The sequence below is a fragment of the Bisbaumannia pacifica genome (assembly GCF_007989625.1).
GTDB classification, from domain to species: Bacteria; Pseudomonadota; Gammaproteobacteria; order Pseudomonadales; family Halomonadaceae; genus Bisbaumannia; species Bisbaumannia pacifica.
In genome coordinates, this window is record NZ_BJUK01000013.1 from 76945 (window position 1) to 95721 (window position 18777).

General features: G+C 71.0%; 18 protein-coding genes. 4 read left to right on the forward strand and 14 right to left on the reverse strand.

Annotation, left to right across the window (positions count from 1 at the left end; genetic code table 11):
- The first annotated feature begins 195 nt into the window (after nt 1-195).
- Together HPA02_RS07680 and HPA02_RS07685 are read left to right on the forward strand one after the other, a co-directional pair.
- On the forward strand, nt 196-1869 hold the full coding sequence (locus HPA02_RS07680) for a BCCT family transporter (protein WP_146802512.1): 1674 nt from the start codon (nt 196-198) through the stop codon (nt 1867-1869).
- A 4-nt stretch (nt 1870-1873) separates the two neighbouring features.
- Nucleotides 1874-2839, forward strand: coding sequence for a GlxA family transcriptional regulator (locus HPA02_RS07685; RefSeq protein ID WP_146802514.1), 966 nt, complete (start codon nt 1874-1876; stop codon nt 2837-2839).
- Here HPA02_RS07685 and HPA02_RS07690 read toward each other — a convergent pair.
- The 9 genes from HPA02_RS07690 to tmpA form a co-directional block, all read right to left on the reverse strand.
- Entirely contained in the window at nt 2836-4275 is a 1440-nt protein-coding gene (locus HPA02_RS07690; RefSeq protein ID WP_146802516.1) for an aldehyde dehydrogenase family protein, read from the reverse strand. The genes HPA02_RS07685 and HPA02_RS07690 overlap by 4 nt on opposite strands.
- Before the next feature lie 14 nt (nt 4276-4289).
- Nucleotides 4290-5015 carry an ABC transporter permease gene (locus HPA02_RS07695; RefSeq protein WP_146802518.1) on the reverse strand — a complete coding sequence of 242 codons (726 nt, stop codon included), beginning with the start codon at nt 5013-5015 and terminating at the stop codon, nt 4290-4292.
- Nucleotide 5016: 1 nt separating this feature from the next.
- Nucleotides 5017-5724: an ABC transporter permease gene (locus tag HPA02_RS07700; RefSeq protein WP_146802520.1), complete on the reverse strand. Its 708-nt coding sequence runs from the start codon at nt 5722-5724 to the stop codon at nt 5017-5019.
- A 76-nt stretch (nt 5725-5800) separates the two neighbouring features.
- The gene (locus tag HPA02_RS07705) at nt 5801-6574 is read right to left on the reverse strand and encodes a transporter substrate-binding domain-containing protein (protein WP_146802522.1); all 774 of its coding nucleotides are present in this window, start codon (nt 6572-6574) and stop codon (nt 5801-5803) included.
- A 33-nt stretch (nt 6575-6607) separates the two neighbouring features.
- Nucleotides 6608-7405 (reverse strand): ATP-binding cassette domain-containing protein, encoded by a 798-nt coding sequence (locus tag HPA02_RS07710; RefSeq protein ID WP_146802524.1) that lies wholly within the window; start codon nt 7403-7405, stop codon nt 6608-6610.
- Nucleotides 7402-8628: a pyridoxal phosphate-dependent aminotransferase gene (locus HPA02_RS07715; RefSeq protein WP_146802526.1), complete on the reverse strand. Its 1227-nt coding sequence runs from the start codon at nt 8626-8628 to the stop codon at nt 7402-7404. The genes HPA02_RS07710 and HPA02_RS07715 overlap by 4 nt, the downstream gene beginning before the upstream one ends.
- A 32-nt stretch (nt 8629-8660) precedes the next feature.
- Nucleotides 8661-10253 carry a 5-guanidino-2-oxopentanoate decarboxylase gene (locus tag HPA02_RS07720; RefSeq protein ID WP_146802528.1) on the reverse strand — a complete coding sequence of 531 codons (1593 nt, stop codon included), beginning with the start codon at nt 10251-10253 and terminating at the stop codon, nt 8661-8663.
- A gap of 1 nt (nt 10254) precedes the next feature.
- Complete coding sequence (locus HPA02_RS07725) at nt 10255-10848, reverse strand: HD domain-containing protein (protein WP_146802530.1); 594 nt, start codon at nt 10846-10848, stop codon at nt 10255-10257.
- Nucleotides 10845-11957, reverse strand: coding sequence for a 2-trimethylaminoethylphosphonate dioxygenase (gene tmpA / locus HPA02_RS07730; RefSeq protein ID WP_146802532.1), 1113 nt, complete (start codon nt 11955-11957; stop codon nt 10845-10847). The genes HPA02_RS07725 and tmpA overlap by 4 nt, the downstream gene beginning before the upstream one ends.
- Nucleotides 11958-12070: 113 nt before the next feature.
- Between tmpA and HPA02_RS07735 the strand changes: the two genes are divergently transcribed.
- Nucleotides 12071-13090, forward strand: a complete 1020-nt coding sequence (locus HPA02_RS07735) for a GlxA family transcriptional regulator (RefSeq protein ID WP_146802533.1) — start codon at nt 12071-12073, stop codon at nt 13088-13090.
- Here HPA02_RS07735 and HPA02_RS07740 read toward each other — a convergent pair.
- The 5 genes from HPA02_RS07740 to HPA02_RS07760 all read right to left on the reverse strand — a co-directional run bounded on the left by HPA02_RS07740 (nt 13087) and on the right by HPA02_RS07760 (nt 17817).
- On the reverse strand, nt 13087-14328 hold the full coding sequence (locus tag HPA02_RS07740; protein WP_146802535.1) for a TauD/TfdA family dioxygenase: 1242 nt from the start codon (nt 14326-14328) through the stop codon (nt 13087-13089). The genes HPA02_RS07735 and HPA02_RS07740 overlap by 4 nt on opposite strands.
- A gap of 125 nt (nt 14329-14453) precedes the next feature.
- The gene (locus HPA02_RS07745; protein WP_146802537.1) at nt 14454-15437 is read right to left on the reverse strand and encodes a GlxA family transcriptional regulator; all 984 of its coding nucleotides are present in this window, start codon (nt 15435-15437) and stop codon (nt 14454-14456) included.
- 51 nt (nt 15438-15488) lie between these two features.
- Nucleotides 15489-15944, reverse strand: coding sequence for a thioesterase family protein (locus HPA02_RS07750; RefSeq protein ID WP_146802539.1), 456 nt, complete (start codon nt 15942-15944; stop codon nt 15489-15491).
- On the reverse strand, nt 15944-16900 hold the full coding sequence (locus tag HPA02_RS07755; protein ID WP_146802541.1) for an L-carnitine dehydrogenase: 957 nt from the start codon (nt 16898-16900) through the stop codon (nt 15944-15946). Before HPA02_RS07755 ends, HPA02_RS07750 begins: the two co-directional genes overlap by 1 nt.
- Nucleotides 16897-17817, reverse strand: a complete 921-nt coding sequence (locus HPA02_RS07760; protein WP_146802543.1) for a beta-keto acid cleavage family enzyme — start codon at nt 17815-17817, stop codon at nt 16897-16899. Before HPA02_RS07760 ends, HPA02_RS07755 begins: the two co-directional genes overlap by 4 nt.
- Nucleotides 17818-17977: 160 nt before the next feature.
- On the opposite strand from HPA02_RS07760, the gene HPA02_RS07765 reads away from it, so the two are divergent.
- Complete coding sequence (locus HPA02_RS07765) at nt 17978-18742, forward strand: sulfite exporter TauE/SafE family protein (protein WP_146802545.1); 765 nt, start codon at nt 17978-17980, stop codon at nt 18740-18742.
- Nucleotides 18743-18777: the final 35 nt, after the last annotated feature.

The window sequence follows — 18777 nt, forward strand, 5'->3', positions numbered from 1 at the left end:
CCTGAGGGCTTCGCCCACCATAGGGGCGTGCCTGTCCCGAACCCATGCCGATATCCGCCCTGGGGCCATTGACAGGCATGACCCTGGCCCCGGCGGATCATCCGTCCGTTGCGTGAACGGCTAGTCTCACAATCTCCGCTGCGCCGGGGCTTGCGACACTGTCCGAGGCTCACGACAACGGCTCGAGGAGCCGAGATGTCCGATCATCACGACGACCCCAGTCAGACGGGGCCGCTGAACCCCGCCGCGTTACAGATTCAGCAGCGAGGCTTGCTCAAGGGCGCCCACCGCGGCATGACCCTGACCGCCGCCGCCATTATCCTGGCCTTCGTGCTGTTCACCGCCTTCGATACCTCCCTGGCCGGTACCGTCTTCGGCAGCGCCCGGGCCTGGATCGAGAGCACCTTCAGCGCCTACTACATCATCACCCTGGTGTTCCTGATCGCCGTCTGCTTCGGCCTGATGCTGAGCCCCTTCGGCAAGGTGCGCCTGGGCGACGACGATAGCCGCCCGGAGTTTTCCACCTTCGCCTGGATCGCCATGCTCTTCTCCGCGGGCATCGGCATCGGCATCCTCTTCTTCGGCGTCGCCGAGCCGCTCTTCTACCTGGATACCAGCGCGGCCTTCGGCTACCCCAACAACCCCTATGCGGACATGGCCGGAGCCACCGCGCTGGGCCATGAGCGGGCGGTTTCGGCGCTGGCGGTCACCTACTTCCACTGGGGCCTGCATGGCTGGGCGGTCTATGTGCTGGTAGGCCTGTCGCTGGCCTACTTCGCCTACCGCAAGAAGCTGCCCCTGGCGCTGCGTTCGGCGCTCTATCCGTTTATCGGCGAGCGCATCTACGGCCCCATCGGCCATCTGGTGGATATCCTGGCGGTGTTCGGCGCCGTCTTCGGGGTGGCCACCTCGCTGGGGCTGGGGGTGAGTCAGATCGCCACCGGCCTGGAGCGGCTGTTCGGCATCGACCCGGGCAATCCCACCCAACTGGCGCTGATCGCTATCATCAGCGCGTTGTCGATTCTCTCGGCGGTCTCCGGGGTGGGACGCGGTATCAAGCTGCTCTCCCAGTGGAACATCATCCTCTCGGTGCTGCTGCTGGGCTTCTTCCTGTTCGCCGGCCCCACCGGCTGGTTGCTGGGCATGTTCGGCGACTCCCTGGGCCACTACCTGGGCAACTTCGTGCAGATGGGGCTGTGGTTCCCCGAGGAGCCGGGCCCCTCCCAGTGGCAGGGCGACTGGACCATCTTCTACTGGGGCTGGTGGCTGGCCTGGGCGCCCTTCGTCGGCCTCTTTATCGCGCGCATCTCCAAGGGGCGTACCCTGCGCGAGTACATGGCCTGCGTGATGATCATTCCCACCGCCATCATCATCGGCTGGCTCTGCGTCTTCGGTGGCGTGGCCCTGCATCAGGAGCTCGCCGCCGGCGGCGAGGCCGGGCTGATCACCCTGGTGCAGAACTGGAACCTGCCGGCGGCCCTCTACGGCACCATCGACGGCCTGGCGGCCACCCCCTGGCTGGCCTGGGCGGTGTCGGCGCTGGCCACCCTGCTGCTGGCCAGCTGGTTCATCACCTCCTCCGACTCCGGGACCCTGGTGATCACCACCATCCTGTCGCTGGGCAATGACGAGCCCTCCCGGCCGATGCGCATCTTCTGGGGGGCGGTGATCGGCGCCGTGGCGGCGGTGCTGCTGCTGGCCGGTGGCCTCGGCGCCCTGCAGACCGCCTCCATCGCCGCGGCCCTGCCGCTGAGCGTGGTGATCATCCTGATGACCCTGGGGGTGATCAAGTCGCTGATCCAGAACCCCGCCGCGGTGCGTCGCCGGCGCCGCGCGGCCCGGGCCGCCGCGGCAACGGGGCGGGACTGACGCCATGCGCCTGGCGTACGCGGGCCCATTGCCCGAGACCGTCGGCTTCCTGTTGCTGCCGCGTTTCTCGATGATGGCCTTCTTCTCGGCGGTGGAGCCGCTGCGCATCGCCAACCGCATCAGCGGCCGGCCGCTCTTCGACTGGACCCTGATCAGCGAGAGCGGCGGGCCGGTCACCGCCTCCAATGGCATGACCCTGATGAGCGACCAGGCCATCGGCGAGGTGCACCACCTGCCTTCGCTGGCGGTATGCAGCGGCTTCGAGCCGGAGGCGCACCTCAGCCGGCCCTTGATGGCCTGGCTGCATCGCCTGGATCAGGCCGGCTGCGTGCTGGGCGGACTGGACACCGGCTGCTTCCTGCTGGCGGCGGCCGGCCTGCTGGAGGGCGAGCGGGTCACCCTGCACTGGGAGAGCCTGCCCGCCTTCCGCGAGCGCTTCCCCGGGGTGCCCACCTCGGACGAGCTCTTCGAGCTGGGCCGACGGCGCTTCTCCTGTGCCGGTGGCGCCGCCGCCATGGACATGGCCCTGGAGGTGATCGGCCGGCGCCACGGGGCGCGGCTGGCCGTCGATGTCTCCGAGCAGCTGATCCATGAGCGCATCCGCACCCGCAGCGACCAGCAGCGCATGACATTGGCGCGGCGCCTGGGCACCCACAAGCGTCACCTGGTGGAGGCGGTGGCGCTGATGGAACGCCACCTGGAGGAGCCGCTGAGCCTCGCCGAGGTGGCGCGGCGTGGCGGCGTCTCGCCGCGCCAGCTGCAGCGCCTCTTCGACCAGGAGCTGGGCTGCTCGCCCCGCCACTACTACCTCAAGCTGCGCCTGGAGCGGGCCCGTCGCCTGCTCGACGAGACCGAGCTGGATATCCTCTCGGTGGGCCTGGCCTGCGGCTTCACCTCCAGTTCCAGCTTCTCCCGGGCCTTCCGGGGCTTCCATGGCCACTCGCCGCGCCAGGCGCGGCGGAGCGGCTAGCCCGGCAGGGTCACCCGCTTGGGTTCCAGGTAGGCCGCGAACCCCGCCTCGCCGAGCTCGCGGCCGATGCCGCTGCCCTTCATACCGCCCCAGCTGGCATGGGGTGGCGCTACCTGGTCGCAGTTGATCCAGACGTTGCCCGCCTCCAGGTGCCGGGCGAGGGCCTGGGCCCGGCCCGGGTCGCCGCTGACCACGCTGGCGGCCAGGCCGTAGTCGCTATCGTTGGCCAGGGCGATGGCTTCCTCGTCGCTGGCGAAGCGCCGCGCACAGAGCAGCGGCCCGAAGATCTCCTCCCGCCACAGCCGGCTGGTGGTCGGCACCTCGCGATAGAGGCGCGGGGCCACGAAGCAGCCCCGCTCGGGCAGGGCGAGCGCCGGAGTCTCGCTAGTCAGCCCCTCGGCCTCGGCCAGGGCCAGATAGCCGCGCACCCGGTCGCGCTGGGCGGCGTTGACCAGGGGGCCCATCGCGGTCGCCGCGGCCCGGGGGTCGCCCAGGCGCAGGGCGCCCATGGCCGCGTCGATGGCCGCATAGAGGGCATCCGCCAGGCGTTCGTGGACCAGCAGCCGGCTGGTGGCCGAGCACATCTGGCCGGCGTTGTAGCAGATACCGGCCATCACCAGGTCCCGGGCCCGGGCCAGGTCGGCGTCCTCGGTGACCAGGATCGGCGACTTGCCGCCCAGCTCCAGGGAGACCGGTCGCACGCCGTGGGCGGCGGCCCGCATCACCGCCTCGCCCACCGGGTTGCTGCCGGTGAAGGAGAGCTTGTCGATGCCCGGGTGGCGGCTCAGCGGCGCGCCGATGCCCGGGCCGTCGCCATGCAGCAGGTTGACCACCCCCGGGGGCAGGCCCGCCTCCCGGACGATCTCCGCCAGGGCGCGTTCCGGCAGGGGCGTGACCTCGGAGGGCTTGAACACCACCGTGCAGCCGGCGGCCAGCGCCGGGGCCAGCTTCCAGGCGCTGCTGACCAGGGGGAAGTTCCAGGGGGTGATCAGCCCCACCACGCCGATGGGCTCCCAGTAGCGCCGCGCCGTCAGGCCGTCGATGCCGCCGTCGTCGCGCTGCCCCTGGCGCTCGCCCAGGGCGCGGGCCTGGGTGGCGTAGTGGCGGTAGCAGGCGATGGCGTCATCCAGGTCCTGGTGGGCCTCGGCCAGCGGCTTGCCATTGTTGCGGCTCGATAGCTCGGCCAGCGCCTCGCGGCGCCTCTCGAGCCCGGCGGCGATGGCGTCCAGGGCGTCGCCGCGGCACGCCTCGGGGGTCGCCCGCCAGCCGGGCAGGGCGCGGCGGGCGGCGGCCACCGCCGCCTCCACGTCGGCGGGATCGCCGGCGGTCACCTCGCCGATCGCCTCCTCCCGGTAGGGATCGATCAGGGGATGGCGCGCCGTGGCCCGGCTGGCCACCCAGGCGTTATCGATGAATTGCTCGGTCAGGACGTGCATCGGCCGCTCCTCGCTCAGCGAATGGGTAGCCAGCGGCGCCGGGTCGGGCGCATGCCGGGGAAGTTCAGCTCCACCAGGCGCAGCCCCAGGGTCAGCACGATGGTGGTGGCCAGGTAGATGCCGGCGATCAGCAGCAGCGGCTCGTAGACCAGGAAGGTCTCGTCGCGAATGATATTGGCCGCCTGCAGCAGGTCCATCAGGGCGATGGTGGAGACCAGCGGCACCGACTTGAGCAGCAGGATCATCTCGCCGGTCAGGGTCGGCAGGCAGAGCTGGATGGCCCGGGGCAGCCACAGCCGATAGAGCACCTGGAAGCCGGAGAGGCCGAAGGCGCGGCCGGCCTCCAGCTCGCCCCGGGGCACGCTCTGCATGGCGCCGCGGATCACCTCGCCGGAGTAGGCGCCGACGCTGAGGATGAAGGTCAGGGCGCCGAAGAAGAAGGGATCGCGCAGCAGCGGCCATAAGAGGCTGTCGCGGATGCCCGGGACCCCCTCCAGCAGCCGGCCCACCCCGTAGTAGAAGAAGAACAGCTGCACCAGCAGCGGGGTGCCGCGAATCACGGTGGTAAAGGCCCAGACCAGCCAGGCCAGGGGACGCGGGCCGCGCAGCCGGGCCAGGGCCACCGCCACGGCGAGGAGCAGGCCGCCCAGCGCCGAGACCAGCAGCAGCCACAGGGTATTGACGAAGCCCTCCCACAGGTAGGCCTGGTAGAAGGGGTCGCTCAGCCAGGAAAAGTCCATCTCAGGCCTCCGTGGGTTGGCCGCGGCGCACATGACGCTCGAGGCGGGCGAAGAGCGCCGTGGAGGTCAGGGTCATCAGCAGGTAGATGACGCCGGCGGCGGCATAGAAGAGGAAATAGGCGCGGCTGCTGGCGGCGGCCTGCTGGATGGTGAAGAACAGCTCGTTGAAGCCGATCACGCTGATCAGGGCGGTGTCCTTGATCAGGATCAGCCACAGATTGGACATCCCCGGCAGGGCATTGGGCAGCATTCCAGGCAGCACGATGCGGTGGAAGCGGGTCCAGCGCGAGAAGCCGTAGGCATCGGCGGCCTCCAGCTGGCCGTGGGGGATGGCCAGGATGGCGGCGCGGAACACCTCGGTCATATAGGCGCCCTGGACGAAGGCCAGCACGCCCACGGCGGTGGCGAAGCCGGTGATCTGCACGGCGCCGGCCATGTCGAGCCTGGCCAGCAGGGCATCCAGGGCCTGGGCGCCGGCATAGTAGAGCAGGATGATCAGCAGCAGCTCGGGGACCGCGCGGATCAGGGTGGAGTAGGCGGTGGCCAGGCCGCGCAGGGGCGCCCAGGGGCTGAGTCGGGCGCCGGCCCCCAGCAACCCCAGCAGCAGGCCGATGGCGTAGGCCAGCACGGCGATCTGCACCGTGGTCAGGGCGCCGGCCAGGATGGGGCCGGCCCAGTCGCCGAGTCCCTCCGGTGTCATCGAAGTCATGGTTGAGTCTTTCCTCGGTCATGCGACGAAATCCCCCGGCGCCGCTGGCGCCGGGGGCATGGCAGCCGTCGACGGCTCACTCGTAGACGCAGACGTCGGTGCCCAGGAACTGCTCGGAAAGCTCGCCGCAGGTGCCGTCCTCGACGACCGTGGCGATGGCCGCGTTCAGGGCCTCGCGCAGCGCGTCGTCCTCCTGGCGCAGGCCGATGCCGACGCCCTCGCCATAGGCCTCGTGGCGGGGGGCGGTGGCCTTGACCTCGAAGCTCGCCGCCTCGTCGCGCTCGAGGAACTGCAGCATGGCGATCTCGTCGGCGAGGACCAGGTCCAGGCGCCCGGCCAGCAGGTCGTTGTTGACCTGTTCCGCCTGGTCATAGAGGCGGATGTCCACGCCGCTGTCGCGCAGCTCGCGACGCGCATAGGTGGCGTTGGTGGTGGCGCTCTGCACCCCCATGATCAGGCCGTCCAGGCCGTCGGGGATGGCGATCTCCCGCTCCTCGGCGGCCACATAGGCGCCGGGGGTGAAGTAGTAGGGGCGAGTGAAGTCGATGACTCGCTGGCGCTGCTCGGTGATCGACATGGAGTTCATGATCATGTCGATGCGCCCGGCATTGAGGGAGGGAATGATGCCGCTCCAGCCGGTGGGGGCGATCTCGCAGTCGCGACCCATGGCGTCACACAGGCGCTTTGCCAGCTCCACCTCGAAGCCGGTCCAGTCACCGCTGGCGGCGCGGTAGGTGAAGGGCGGGTAGGGTTCGCCGGAGATGCCCACCTTGAGGGGGGCGTCGGCCTGGGCGGTGAGGCCGAGGCTCAGGGTGGCGGCGGCGGTGGCGATCATCAGGGGGAGTTTCATGGTCTTCTCCTGTCGTTATGGTTAGCGGAGCGTTCAGGCCGCGGGCGCCACGAAGTGGCGGCAGCGGGGATCCTCGAAGACGTCTTGCGGGCACCCGGAGACGGCGATGCGGCCCTGGTCGAGGTAGACCAGCTGGTCGGAGACCTCGCGGGCGAAGTGCATCTCGTGGGTGACCAGCAGCATGGTGCGGCCCTCGTCGGCCAGGCCGCGGATCACCCCCAGCACCTCGTTGACCCGCTCCGGATCGAGGGCCGAGGTGGGCTCGTCGAAGAGCAGCAGGCGCGGCTCCATGGCCAGGGCGCGGGCGATGGCCACCCGCTGCTGCTGGCCGCCGGAGAGGAAGGCCGGGTAGGCGTCGCGCTTGTCGGCCATGCCGACCCGCTCCAGGTAGTGCTCGCCGAGGGCGGTGGCGCGCCGGCGGGAGAGCCCCTTGACCCGCATGGGGGCCTCGATGACGTTGCCCAGCACGCTGAGGTGGGGCCAGAGGTTGAACTGCTGGAAGACCATGGTCACCTTGGCGCGCAGCCGCTGCAGCTGGCGCCGATCCAGGCCGGTGATGTCGCCCTGGGGATTGCGGGCGAAGCGAATCGCCTCGTCCGCAATCGCCAGTTCGCCGCGGTCGGGGCGTTCCAGCAGGTTCATGCAGCGCAACAGGGTGCTCTTGCCGGAACCGCTGGCGCCGATGATCGAGGTGACGGTGCCTTCGGGGACGCTCAGGGAGACGCCCTTGAGCACCTCCAGGTCGCCATAGCGCTTGATCAGGTGGTCGGCCACCACCGCATCGGCGGTGGTGGCCCGGGGACGGAGGGGAAGCTCGAGTGATGATGTCATAGGCAATCGGCCTCCGGGGCCGCGGTGGGTGACAGGGCAGGCGGGGCGCCGGCATCGCGGGCGCGCTCCGCGCAGGCCGCCAGGCGGCGGCAGGCGGCGGCGAGGCGCTCGGCCTCTACGGTCAGGCTGAGGCGCACGTAGCCCGCCGCCGAGGGACCGAAGGCCTCGCCGGAGAGCACCGAGATGCCCTCCTCGTCGAGCAGGCGGTCGGCGAAGGCCTGGGAGGAGAGGCCGGTGGCGCGGATATCCACCATCAGGAACATGCCCGCTGGCGGGCGGATCGCCGTGACCGCCGGGCTCTCGGCCAGGGCCGCGCAGGCGGCGTCGCGGCGCCCCCGATAGGTCTCGCGCATCGCCTGCAGCTCGACGGGCGGCGTGGTCAGGGCGTCGCAGGCGGCGTCCTGGATGAAGTCGGGGCAGCCGTAGAGCATGCACAGCGCCAGGTGGGTCAGGTGTTGGATCAGCGCCTCGGGCCCCAGTACCCAGCCCAGGCGCCAGCCGGTCATGGCGTGGGACTTGGAGAGGCTGCTGATCACCACGCAGCGCTCGGCCATCTCCGGCAGGCCGGCGGGGCAGAGGTGCTCGCCCTCGAAGATCAACTCGGCATAGACCTCGTCGGAGATCAGCCAGAGGTCGTGGCGCCGGCACAGGGCGGCGATCGCCGCCCAGGTCTCGGCGTCGATCAACTGGCCGGTGGGGTTATGAGGGCTGTTGAGCAGGATGGCCCGGGTGCGCGGGGTGATGGCCGCCTCCAGGGCCGCCGGGTCGAGGCGGAAGTCCGCCTCGCCGTCCAGCGGCACCTGCACCAGCTCGGCGCCGGTGGCGCGCAGCACCGCCTCGTAGGTGACATAGCTGGGCTCGGGGACCAGCACCTCGTCGCCGGGGTCGAGCAGGCACTGGGCGGCGGCATAGAGGCCGCACTGGGCGCCGGCCATGACGATGACGTTGTCCGGGCCCGCGGCGATGCCCCGGCGGCGGTAGTCGTCGGCGATGACCTGGCGCAGCGCCAGCTTGCCCTGCACGTCCGAGTAGTGGGTGGCGCCGCCGCGCAGGCTGGCCACAGCGCTCTCGACGATGGGCGCCGGGGTGGCGAAGTCGGGATCGCCCACCGAGAGCACGGTGATCTCCTCGCCGGCGGCCTGGCGGGCCAGGGCGCGGTAGTGGATATCCCAGGCCGCGGCCCCTTCGCCGGCGATGCGATCGGTCAGTCGGGAATAGCGCATATCGGGGTTCCTTGGTGGTGTTGGCGTGGTGCTCACAGCGCCTGGGCCCAGGCGCTGGCATCGACCTCGATCAGCAGCGGCGAGGCCGCCTCGTCGAGCCGGCCCAGGGCCTCGCCCAGGGCGGCCGGATCGCCCACCGCCCGGTAGCGGCAGGCATAGGCCGCGGCCAGGCCGGCGAAGTCCGGCGGCGCCAGGTCGACGCCGAGCCGGGGCACCTCGTGCATGGCCATGTAGCGGCGAATCTCGTCGTAGCCCTGGTTGTTCCAGATCACTACCGCCACCGCCTGGCCCAGGTCGCGGGCGGTGGCCAGTTCGCCGAGCACGAACTGCAGGCCGCCGTCGCCGACCAGGGCGACCACCGGCCGCTCCGGGCAGGCCAGGGCGGCGCCCAGGGCCGCCGGCAGGCCGTAGCCCAGGGTGCCGTAGCCGGTGGCGGCATTGAACCAGCGCCGCGGCGCCGGCAGCGAGGCGAGGAAGTTGCCGGCATAGACCGGCCCGGTGGAGTCGCCCACCAGGATCGCCTCGGGCACGGCCGCCCGCAGGGTGGCGTAGAGGGGCGCGTAGGGGGCCAGCTCCGGGTCCGCCTCGAGGGCCAGGGCGTCGCGCACCGCCGCGGCGCGGCCATCCCCGGCGCGCGCCGGCAGGGCCTCGGCCAGGTCGTGCATCACCTGGCCCACGTCGGCCAACAGGGCCAGGTCGGCGGCCTGGTTGCGGGCCAACTGCTGGGGATCGATATCCACCCGGATCAGCCGCCCGTCGAGGCGGAAGCCGTCATCGAACACCAGGTCATAGTCGGTCTCGCCCAGCTCGGTGCCCAGCGCCAGCACCACATCCGCCTCGGCGGCCAGGCGGCGCGCGGCGGGCAGGCTGGCGGTGGCGCCCAGGTCCAGGGGATGATCCTGGCCCAATACGCCCTTGGCGTTGATGGTGGTCAGCACCGGCGCCTGCAGGCGCTCCACCAGGGCGCGGGCCGCCTGGGGGGCATCGGCACAGCCGCCGCCCAGCAGCAGCAGGGGGCGCTCGGCGCCGGCCAGCCAGTCGGCGGCCTGGGCGATGGCCGCCGCCGGGGCCGCCGGCGGATAGACCCGCAGCGGGCGCGGCGCCGGGGCCTCCAGGGGCGCGGCCAGCAGGTCCAGGGGGATCTCGATATGCACCGGTCCCGGGCGGGCGCCCTGGAAGATCGCGAAGGCCCGCCCCAGCACCTCCGGCAGCGCCGCCGGGTCGAGCAGGGTGTGGCTGAAGACGCTGACCCCGGCCAGGGTCTCGCGTTGGCCGGGCAGCTCGTGGAGCCGGCCCTGGCCGCGGCCCAGGGTATCGCGACGGTTGACGCTGGAGATCACCAGCATGGGGATGGAGTCGGCCAGGGCCTGCCCCATGGCGGTGGCGATATTGGTCATGCCGGGGCCGGTAATGATAAAGCAGGCGGCGGGCTTGCCGCTGGCCCGGGCATAGCCGTCGGCCATAAAGCCGGCGCCCTGCTCGTGGCGTGGGGTGACGTGGCGGATGGCGCTGTCGCCCAGGCTACGGTAGAGCTCGATGGTATGCACCCCGGGAATCCCGAAGGCGGTATCGATTCCATAAGCTTCGAGCAGCCGCAATAAATAGCTGGCACAGGTCTGGGACATCTTAATCTTGCTCCCTCTGGGTCTCGGGCACCGGGTCGGGCAGGCCACCGAAGGGCGGACGCCCCAGGACCCGCTCCACCATGGGTAGGAAGTGGCTCAGCGGCAGGGTGTCGTAGTCGGGATCGAAGCTGGTCTGGTCCCAGTCGTCGCAGAAGCGCACGGTGCGCGCATAGGCGGGGTGATCCCGGTACGCCTCCCGGGCGTGGCGATCGAGGCCGAAGTAGTGGCGATAGTGGTAGCCCTGGAAGAGCTCGTGGTGACGAATCATCCAGGCATTGAGGGGGTCGATAAAGGGCTCGAGGATGGCTGCGGCGATCTCGGCGTGGTTGGCCGGGGCCAGGTCATCGCCGATATCGTGGAGCAGGGCGCAGACCACCATCTCCTCGTCGGCGCCGTCGCGCAGCGCCCGGGTGGCAGTCTGCAGGCAGTGCTCGTAGCGGTCCACCGGGTAGCCGTGGGTGTCCCCGGCCAGGTTGTTCAGGTGGGCCAGCACCCGGCGCGGCGCATCGGCCACATAGTCGCGGAAACGGGCATCGATCAGCGCCCAGTCGTCGCGCTGGGCCTCGCCGAAGTGGCGGAAGTGGGCCTGGGTCATGCGGGCTCTCCTTGGGCATGGGGCTCGGCCTGGCGGCGCAATACCCGGCGGCGGCTGGCGGTGCTGTCGCGATCCATGTAGCCCTGGCGCAGGTGGCGCACGCCGCCGGCCAGCTGATAGGCGCGCCGGCCATGGAACAGCCGGTAGTTGTCCATGATCAGCATCTGCCCCGGCGCCAGCTTGAGGTGCAGGGTCAACTCGTCGCCGGTGATCAGCTCATAGAAGGCGCGGCGGGCGGCGTAGTAGGTGTCCAGCGTCTCGGGGGCCAGGGCCGGCACCCGTTCGGTGCGGTTGGAGTAGCGCACGCGGACCGGCTCACCCTGGCGATCCAGCTCGATCAGCGGCCCCTCGCTCTCCAGGTGGGTGGTGTCGTCCCGGTAGCGGAAGCCCGGGCGCACCCGGGTCAGGCAGTCGAAGGCCACGGGGTCACGCTCGCGCAGCCGGCGCGCCGCCATATAGCCGTCCACCAGGGTGTTGTCGCCGCCCTCGGCGGCATTGCTCAGGCAGTGCAGCCAGATATAGCCGGGGATGGGGTCCCGGTAGGGGTTGTCGGTGTGCGGCTCCAGGCCGCGCTGGGTCATGGTCAGGTCGTAGGCATCGGCCACCGACTTGACGTCGGCGATGCCGCCCCAGTTGGTGCGCCGCAGTGGACCGATGCGATCGATCAGCGGGCGCATGCCGTCCTCCTCGGCGGGGACCCCGGAGACCAGCACGAAGCCGTCCCGGTGCAGCGCCTCCAGCAGCGCCAGCAGGGCGCCATCATCATGCAGGGCCTCGGCGTAGTCGGCCCGGGGGCTAGGGGCGTCGGCGGCATCCCAGAGTCGCCGGGGCGGATCGATGGGCGCCTCGAGCAGCTCCGCCAGCGGCACCTCGCAGCGGTGGCCATCGCCGAAGCGCAGCGCCAGGCCGGCGCCGCTGACCTCGGCGGCCTCGAGGCGCAGGTCCAGGGGTAGCTCGGCGGCCTCGATCAGGCGCTGGCCGGTGCGTGGGTCCCGGGTCTGGGGATCGGGGCTGCGTTCGCGCAGCCACAGGGCGGTGAACTCCCGCGATTGGTCCCGATGGTCGAGTACCAGGCGTTGGCCCTGGGCCCGGAGCCTGACGTGGGTCATGACGGCGTCTCCACAAGATTCGGTCACTGGCATTGGCGTGAGTGCTTATTACCTTATCCGCGGTTTCGCTCCTGGACTTGATTAAATTGGCCATATACTTGAACTTATTGGCCATGATGGAACCCTATCCCGACGAATGGCCCTATCCGCGTCCCGACTCGCCGCCCCTGCTGACCCCCGAGGAGGCCGAGCACACCCTGGATGTCTGGCTGGTGCCCAAGTTCTCGATGCTGACCCTGTTCTGCCTGCTGGAGCCGCTGCGGGTGGCCAATCGCTTCGGGCGCGACCTCTTCGCCTGGCGGTTACGCTCCGCCACCGGCCAGGCGGTGGTGGCCAGCAACGGGGTGCGTATCGACGTGGACGGCTCCCTCGAGACCCTGGCCGACGATGCCGGCCTGATCGTGGTCTCCTCCTACGAGGCGGAGCTGACGGTGGGGGCGGCCGAGCGCGCCGTGCTGCGGCGCATCGCCGCCCATGGCGGTTGGCTGGGGGGGCTGGACACGGCGCCCTTTATCCTCGCCCGGGCGGGGGTGCTGGAGGGACACCGGGTGGCCCTGCACTGGGAGAGCGTGCCGGCCTTTCGCCAGGAGTTTCCCCACCTGGCCATCAGCCAGGCCCGCTACGAGTTCGATAGCGAGCGCCTGACCGGCTCCGGGGGCTCGGCCAGCATCGACATGATGCTGGACTGGATCGAGCGGGCCTATGGGCCGGCCCTGGCCAATGCGGTGGGGCGCCAGCTGGTCCACCAGCGGGCCCGGGGCGAGGCCTCCCTGGCCCAGCGCCATCTCTACGAAGAGCTGCCACGCAGCGTGGTGCGGGCCCTGGCGGTGATGGAGGCCAACCTGGCCCAGGCGCTGCCGATTCCCGAGGTGTGTCGCCTGGTGGGCCAGTCCCAGCGCCAGCTGACGCGGCTGTTCATGGCCCACTTCGGCGAGAGCCCCAAGCAGTGCTATCTGGGTCTGCGCCTCGACCAGGCGCGGCGCATCCTCGCCGATAGTCGCTGCCGGGTCACCGAGGCGGCCCTGGCCGCCGGCTTTACCCAGCCGGCGCACTTCTCGCGGGCCTATCGGCAACGCTTCAACGAGGCCCCGAGCACCACCGCCGAACGGGGCACCCTGGATCCCCCGCGTTAGTCGTTGTGTTCCGAATCGAGCCGCCGCCGGCGCCGGGCGCGCTGGATCATCCGGTAGCGGGAGCGCACTTCGTCCCGCTCCAGGTAGCAGCCCTGCAACCAGCGCCGGCCGCCGCCCCCGGCGAAGGCGTCCCGGGCATGCAGCAACCGGCGGTTGTCGAAGATCACCAGGTCCCCCGGGGCATAGTCGAAGCGCAGGGCGAACTGCGGCTCATGGAGCAGGGCCTGTAGCGCCATCAGCGCCGCATAGGCGGGCTCCACCGCCTCGAAGGGCGCCTGCAGCGGGCCGCGCAGGAAGTCGGCGATACGCACCTCCTGCAGTTCGCCGCGCTCGTCCAGGCCGATCATGGGGGCATGCCAGACATGATCGGTGGTGCGGGCGGTATTGGCGAAGCACCAGCGCTGGCGGGTCAGGGTGGCGAAGGCCTCGGGGTGACGATCGCGTAGCGCCTCGGCCACGGCGAAGCCGTCGAGCATCACCGCCTGGCCCCCCGCCACGTCGTTCTCCAGGCAGTGCAGCAGCTGCAGCCCCGGCTGGTACTCCCGGGTGGGCAGGTCCACATGGGGCGGCAGGGCGATGGAGGTGTAGGCGTTGGAGTCGGGGTCGGGCTTGGCGCGCACGTCGAAGAGGGTGCCGAAGTTGGTGGCCCGCAGCGGGCCGATGCGCGCGGCGATCTCGGCCAGGGAGCCCGGCGCGGTGGGCAGGCCGCGCAGGCGCACCAGCCCCTTGCCGAGCACGCGCTCCAGGGCCGGGGCGAGGATCGCCTCCTCGGCCTCGCCGGCCGGCTCGGCGTCGAGCAGGCCGCTGGCGTCGAGGCTGTCGGGGCTGGCGTCGGGACCGCCCAGCCAGGTCGTGACCGGCACCAGGGGGCCCTCCTGGGTGGCGCCGTTGTCGTAGTCGTGGGCGCGCAGCCAGCCGGGATGGAAGCGCAGCACGCGGGCCTCGGGGGCGAAGCTAACGCAGAGGGCGCCGGCGGCGTCCACCTCGGCGGCGGCGATCTCCGGCCAGGCGGGCAGGGTGGAGAGGTCGAGGATGCGCTCCCGGGTAGCGGGATTGACGGTGCTCTCGTCGGCGGCGTTCTCGCGCAACCAAATGCCGTGATAGCGGCTCACGCGACCGTCGCTCCAATCCAGGGTGACCACCCGGGCGTCGTGGGTGACGGCGCGGATCTCGGCCTCGATGGGCCAGGCGTCGTAGTCCGGGGTGAGCGGCAGCGTCGGGGACGAGAGCGAATTCATAAGGACCTCTCCGGGGGAATGGAAGGTCCTAGCTTGCCGATGGCCGGTGGAGGAAAAGCGGCACCATTCGACGCCGACTATGCACGATTCGACAGCGCTATCTGAGCACCACTCGATAGCCCGGCTTAAGCCCCATTCGACAGCCAGGCCCGATCCTGCTGGCGTCGCAACTGGCTGGGGGTGAGGCCATGGCGCTGGCGAAAGGCGCGGGTAAAGCTAGAGGCGGAGGCGAAGCCGCTGGCCTGGGCGATCTCCAGCACCCGGTGGGGGGTCTCCAGCAGCAGGCCATGGGCGTGATCCAGGCGCAGCTCCAGGTAGTGATCCCGGGGCGAGCGCTCCAGGTAGCGCAGGAAGAGCCGCTCCAGGCCGCGCCAGGAGAGTGCCAGGCGCCGGGCCAGGTCGGCGATGGCCAGGGGCGACTCCAGGTTGGCCTCCATCAGGCCGATGGCGCGACGCAGCTCCAGGGGCAGGTGGGGCGGCGCCGCGGGGCGCTGGCGGCTGGCGGCCAGGCGCCCCCGGTCATGCACCAGCTGGGCGTTGACCCGGGCCGCCAGGGCCTCGCCGTGGCGGCGCCGCACCAGGTCCAGGGCCATGTCGATGGCGGCGCTGCCGCCGGCACAGGAGAAGCCCCGGGCGTCCACCTCGTAGAGGGACTCCACGGCATCGACCCGCGGGAAGCGGCGGCGGAAGTCGGGCAGGCTCTCCCAGTGCAGGGTCACGGTCTGGTCGTCGAGCAGCCCCGCCGCGGCCAGCGCCACGCAGCCGGTGTCCATGCCGCCCAGCACGCAGCCCCGGGCCGCCCGCTCGCGCAGCCAGCCCAACAGGGTCGGAGTCAGGGCCGCCTCGGGGGCGAAGCTGGCGCAGACCGCCAGGCTGGGGAAGTCCGGGGCCTGCGCCAGGGCCATCTCGACCCCCAGGGACATGCCGTTGCTGGCCGTCACCGGGGCACCGTCCAGGCCGATCAGCTGCCAGCGGAACAGCTCGCGGCCCGCCATGCGGTTGGCGATCCGCAGCGGCTCGATGGCGGAGAAGAGCGCCACCATGGCGAAGCGCGGCAGCAGCAGGATACCGATGGGTTCCGGCTCGGGGCCGGCATAGTGGAGTCGCATGCTAGGCAGGGTAACGCGCCCCCGCTGCGGATGCAGCAGGAGCGCGAGGGGCTAGCGCCGGATGCCGATGGTGCGTCCGGCGAGTTCCGGCCAGGCGCCGGCCTCGGCGTGGGGCAGCTCGGCCAGCGCCTCGGCGACCGGCGCCGGGAAGGCGTCGGGGCGGCCGCTCTGCTGGTTCATGCCCATCAGCATCTGCTCGCTGGTGGCCAGCAGGTTGCGCTCCTCGTCGAACAGCTCGAAGAAGGCGTGCAGCCGCTTGGCGTCGCGATCCAGCAGGGTCACCGCTACCGCCAGCGGCTGATCCTGGTGGGCCTCGCGGCGGTAGCAGAGGTGGGTCTCCAGGGTGTAGATCGTATAGCCGTGACGGCTGCGCCCTTCGGCATCCAGGCCGGTCCGGTCCATCAGCGCCTCCACCGCCAGGGAGAAGACCCTGGCGTATTCGGCGTCGTTCATATGGCCGTTGTAGTCGACCCACGCCGGGGCCACCCGGGTCTCCAGGATCACCATCAGATACGCCCCTCCAGGCCTTCCGCTTCGGGCCAGTATTTCTGCACCAGGTCGAGCAGTTCAACCAGGAAGTCGTCGCGGCGACGGTCGAGTTCGCTGACCGGACGGCCGGCGGCCTGGTATTCGCAGCCCTCGACCACCTTGTCGATCAGCTCGTCGGTGAGCTCGGGGGCCTCGAGCTTGGTCCAGGGCAGCTTCAGCGCCGGGCCGAACTGCTCGAGCATATGCCGCATGCCCGGCTCGCCGCCGGCCAGGTGGAAGGTCAGGAAGGTGCCCATCAGCGACCAGCGCAGCCCGCAGCCGTAGACCACCGCGGCGTCCACCTCCTCGGTGGTGGCCACGCCGTCGTTGACCAGGTGCAGCGCCTCGCGCCATAGCGCCTCCATCAGGCGGTCGGCGATATGCCCCTCGATCTCGCGGCGTACCACCAGCGGACGCATGGCCAGGTCCTGGTAGAGCGACTGGGCCTGTTCGATCTGGCGGGGCTCGGTGGCCTCACCGCCGACCAGTTCCACCAGCGGCAGCAGGTAGACCGGGTTGAAGGGGTGGGCGACGATCACCCGCCCCGAGGCCTTGGCACAGTCCTGCTGCAGGTCGCTGGGCTTGAAGCCGGACGTCGACGAGCCAATGATCACCTCCGCCTCGGCGGCGGCGTCCAAGGCAGAGAGGATCTCGCGCTTGAGCGCCAGGCGCTCCGGGACGTTCTCCTGGATCAGGTCGGCGCCGGCCACGGCGGCCTCGAGGCTGTCGACGAAGGTGAGCCGTGCGGGGCTTGCACCCTCCGCCAGGCCCAGGCGCTCGAGGGACGGCCAGGCGTTGTCGACGAAGGCGCGGGTGCGCGCCGGGGCCTCCGGCGCCGGGTCGAAGGCCACCACGTCCCAGCCCCGGGCCAGGGCCCGGGCGATCCAGCCGTTACCGATGACGCCGGTGCCGATCACGCTCAGTTGGCGGCTCATGCGTCACCTCCGACGGCTTGCTCCACGACCTTCCCGGTGCGCGGGTCGCGCAGCTTGAGGTGGGCGCGGGTCTCGGCGGGGGTCATGACGCGACCGCCGAGGTTCTCGATGAGGGTGCCGGCCTTCTCGACCAGCTGGCCGTTGGTGGCCAGGACGCCCTTCTCCAGGTAGAGGTTGTCCTCCAGGCCGACCCGAGCATGACCGCCGAGCAGCATCGCCTGGGCGACCATGGGCATCTGGTGGCGACCGATGCCGAAGGCGGCCCAGTTGGCGTTTTCCGGCAGCTTGTTGCGCATGGCCAGCATGGTCTCGGTATCGGCCTCGGCGCCCCAGGGGATGCCCAGGCAGAGCTGATAGAGGGGATCGCCGTCGAGCAGGCCCTCCTGCTGCAGCTGGCGGGCGAACCACACATGGCCCAGGTCGAAGCACTCGAGCTCCGGCTTGACCCCGGCGGCCTGCACCAGGCGGGCGTGCTCGCGCAGCCAGTCGGCGGTGTTCACGTAGACCATGTCGCCGAAGTTGAGGCTGCCGCAGTCCAGGGTGCAGAGTTCCGGCAGCAGCTCGGCCACCGGCGCGTGGCGCTCCGCCGGGGTCTGGATATCGGTGCCCGGGCCGCCGCGGGTGGGGTCCTCAGCGTCGGGGATCCAGTCGCCGCCGCCGCCGGCGGTGATGTTCATGACGATATCCGCGTCCGCCTCGCGAACCCGCTCCATCACCTCGCGGAAGTGCTCCACGGAGTGGCTGATGCCGCCGGTCTCCGGGTCGCGCACGTGGATATGCGCCACGCTGGCGCCGGCGCGGGCGGCCTCGATGCAGCTGTCGGCGATCTGCTTGGGGGTCACCGGCACATGGGGGCTCTTGGCGGCGGTGTCGCCGGCACCGGTGATGGCGCAGGTGAGGATGACGTTGCGATTCATGGTCGCTCCCTCGGGGTGGTGGAATTCGCGTCCAGTGTCGTCCGCCCAGACCCCGGCCGTTTGGCAACTTGCGCCGGGAAGTTGACCCGAGTCGCCGGAGAGGGGTGAATAGGACGCGAATCATCGGGCGAGACCGCCCGAGGCCATCGAGGAGAGGATCATGGAAGGGATGCTGGAGCTGTTGTCGCCGCTATCGGCGGCGATCAACCTGGGCCTGGTGCTGCTGGCGGCTTTGACCTCGGGGGTCTCGGCGGCGGTGGGCATCGGCGGTGGCACCCTGTTGATCATGGTGATGGCCCAGGTGATGCCGGCCACGGCGCTGATCCCGGTCCACGGCATGGTGCAGCTGGGCTCCAACGGCGGTCGGGCGCTGATGACCTGGCGGCATATCGACCGCGGCCTGCTGGCCGCCTTCCTGCCCGGGGTGGTGCTGGGGGCCCTGGTGGCCGCCTGGCTGCTGGTGCGCCTGCCGCCGGGGGTGCTGGAGCTGTGCATCGCCGCCTTCGTGCTCTATTCCTGCTGGGGGCCGGGCTGGCCCAGGGGCTGGCTGGGGCGCGGCGGGACCCTGCTGGCCGGGGCCCTGACCACCTTCCTCTCCAGCCTGGTGGGGGCATCCGGCCCCCTAGTGGGGGCGGTGATCAAGCAGCACTTCGGCGAGCGCCTGCCGCGGGTGGCCACCTTCGCCGCCTGCATGAGCTTCCAGCACCTGACCAAGGCCTTTATCTTCGGGGTCGCCGGTTTCGTCTTCCATGAGTGGCTGGCGCTGATGGTGGCGATGATCGTCGCCGGCCTGGCGGGCACCTGGCTGGGCCTGCAGTTGCTGCGTCGGCTCTCCGACCGCCGCTTCGACGGCCTCTTCAAGTGGGTGCTGACGCTGCTGGCGCTGCGCCTGATCTGGCTGGGGCTGGGACGGCTCGGCGTTTAGGTATCGTCGTCGGTGGCCCGCCGGCACAGGCGGGG

Bases quoted from the DNA above. Each gene is read 5' to 3' on its own strand.
- HPA02_RS07750 (WP_146802539.1), bottom strand. From the start codon at position 15,944: ATGGTGATCCTGGAGACCCGGGTGGCCCCGGCGTGGGTCGACTACAAC.
- HPA02_RS07760 (WP_146802543.1), bottom strand. From the start codon at position 17,817: ATGAATCGCAACGTCATCCTCACCTGCGCCATCACCGGTGCCGGCGAC.
- HPA02_RS07740 (WP_146802535.1), bottom strand. From the start codon at position 14,328: ATGAATTCGCTCTCGTCCCCGACGCTGCCGCTCACCCCGGACTACGAC.
- HPA02_RS07700 (WP_146802520.1), bottom strand. From the start codon at position 5,724: ATGACTTCGATGACACCGGAGGGACTCGGCGACTGGGCCGGCCCCATC.
- HPA02_RS07720 (WP_146802528.1), bottom strand. From the start codon at position 10,253: ATGTCCCAGACCTGTGCCAGCTATTTATTGCGGCTGCTCGAAGCTTAT.
- HPA02_RS07765 (WP_146802545.1), top strand. From the start codon at position 17,978: ATGGAAGGGATGCTGGAGCTGTTGTCGCCGCTATCGGCGGCGATCAAC.
- HPA02_RS07705 (WP_146802522.1), bottom strand. From the start codon at position 6,574: ATGAAACTCCCCCTGATGATCGCCACCGCCGCCGCCACCCTGAGCCTC.
- HPA02_RS07690 (WP_146802516.1), bottom strand. From the start codon at position 4,275: ATGCACGTCCTGACCGAGCAATTCATCGATAACGCCTGGGTGGCCAGC.
- HPA02_RS07745 (WP_146802537.1), bottom strand. From the start codon at position 15,437: ATGCGACTCCACTATGCCGGCCCCGAGCCGGAACCCATCGGTATCCTG.
- HPA02_RS07755 (WP_146802541.1), bottom strand. From the start codon at position 16,900: ATGAGCCGCCAACTGAGCGTGATCGGCACCGGCGTCATCGGTAACGGC.
- HPA02_RS07725 (WP_146802530.1), bottom strand. From the start codon at position 10,848: ATGACCCAGGCCCACTTCCGCCACTTCGGCGAGGCCCAGCGCGACGAC.
- HPA02_RS07710 (WP_146802524.1), bottom strand. From the start codon at position 7,405: ATGACATCATCACTCGAGCTTCCCCTCCGTCCCCGGGCCACCACCGCC.
- HPA02_RS07695 (WP_146802518.1), bottom strand. From the start codon at position 5,015: ATGGACTTTTCCTGGCTGAGCGACCCCTTCTACCAGGCCTACCTGTGG.
- HPA02_RS07735 (WP_146802533.1), top strand. From the start codon at position 12,071: ATGATGGAACCCTATCCCGACGAATGGCCCTATCCGCGTCCCGACTCG.
- HPA02_RS07685 (WP_146802514.1), top strand. From the start codon at position 1,874: ATGCGCCTGGCGTACGCGGGCCCATTGCCCGAGACCGTCGGCTTCCTG.
- tmpA (WP_146802532.1), bottom strand. From the start codon at position 11,957: ATGACCCACGTCAGGCTCCGGGCCCAGGGCCAACGCCTGGTACTCGAC.
- HPA02_RS07680 (WP_146802512.1), top strand. From the start codon at position 196: ATGTCCGATCATCACGACGACCCCAGTCAGACGGGGCCGCTGAACCCC.
- HPA02_RS07715 (WP_146802526.1), bottom strand. From the start codon at position 8,628: ATGCGCTATTCCCGACTGACCGATCGCATCGCCGGCGAAGGGGCCGCG.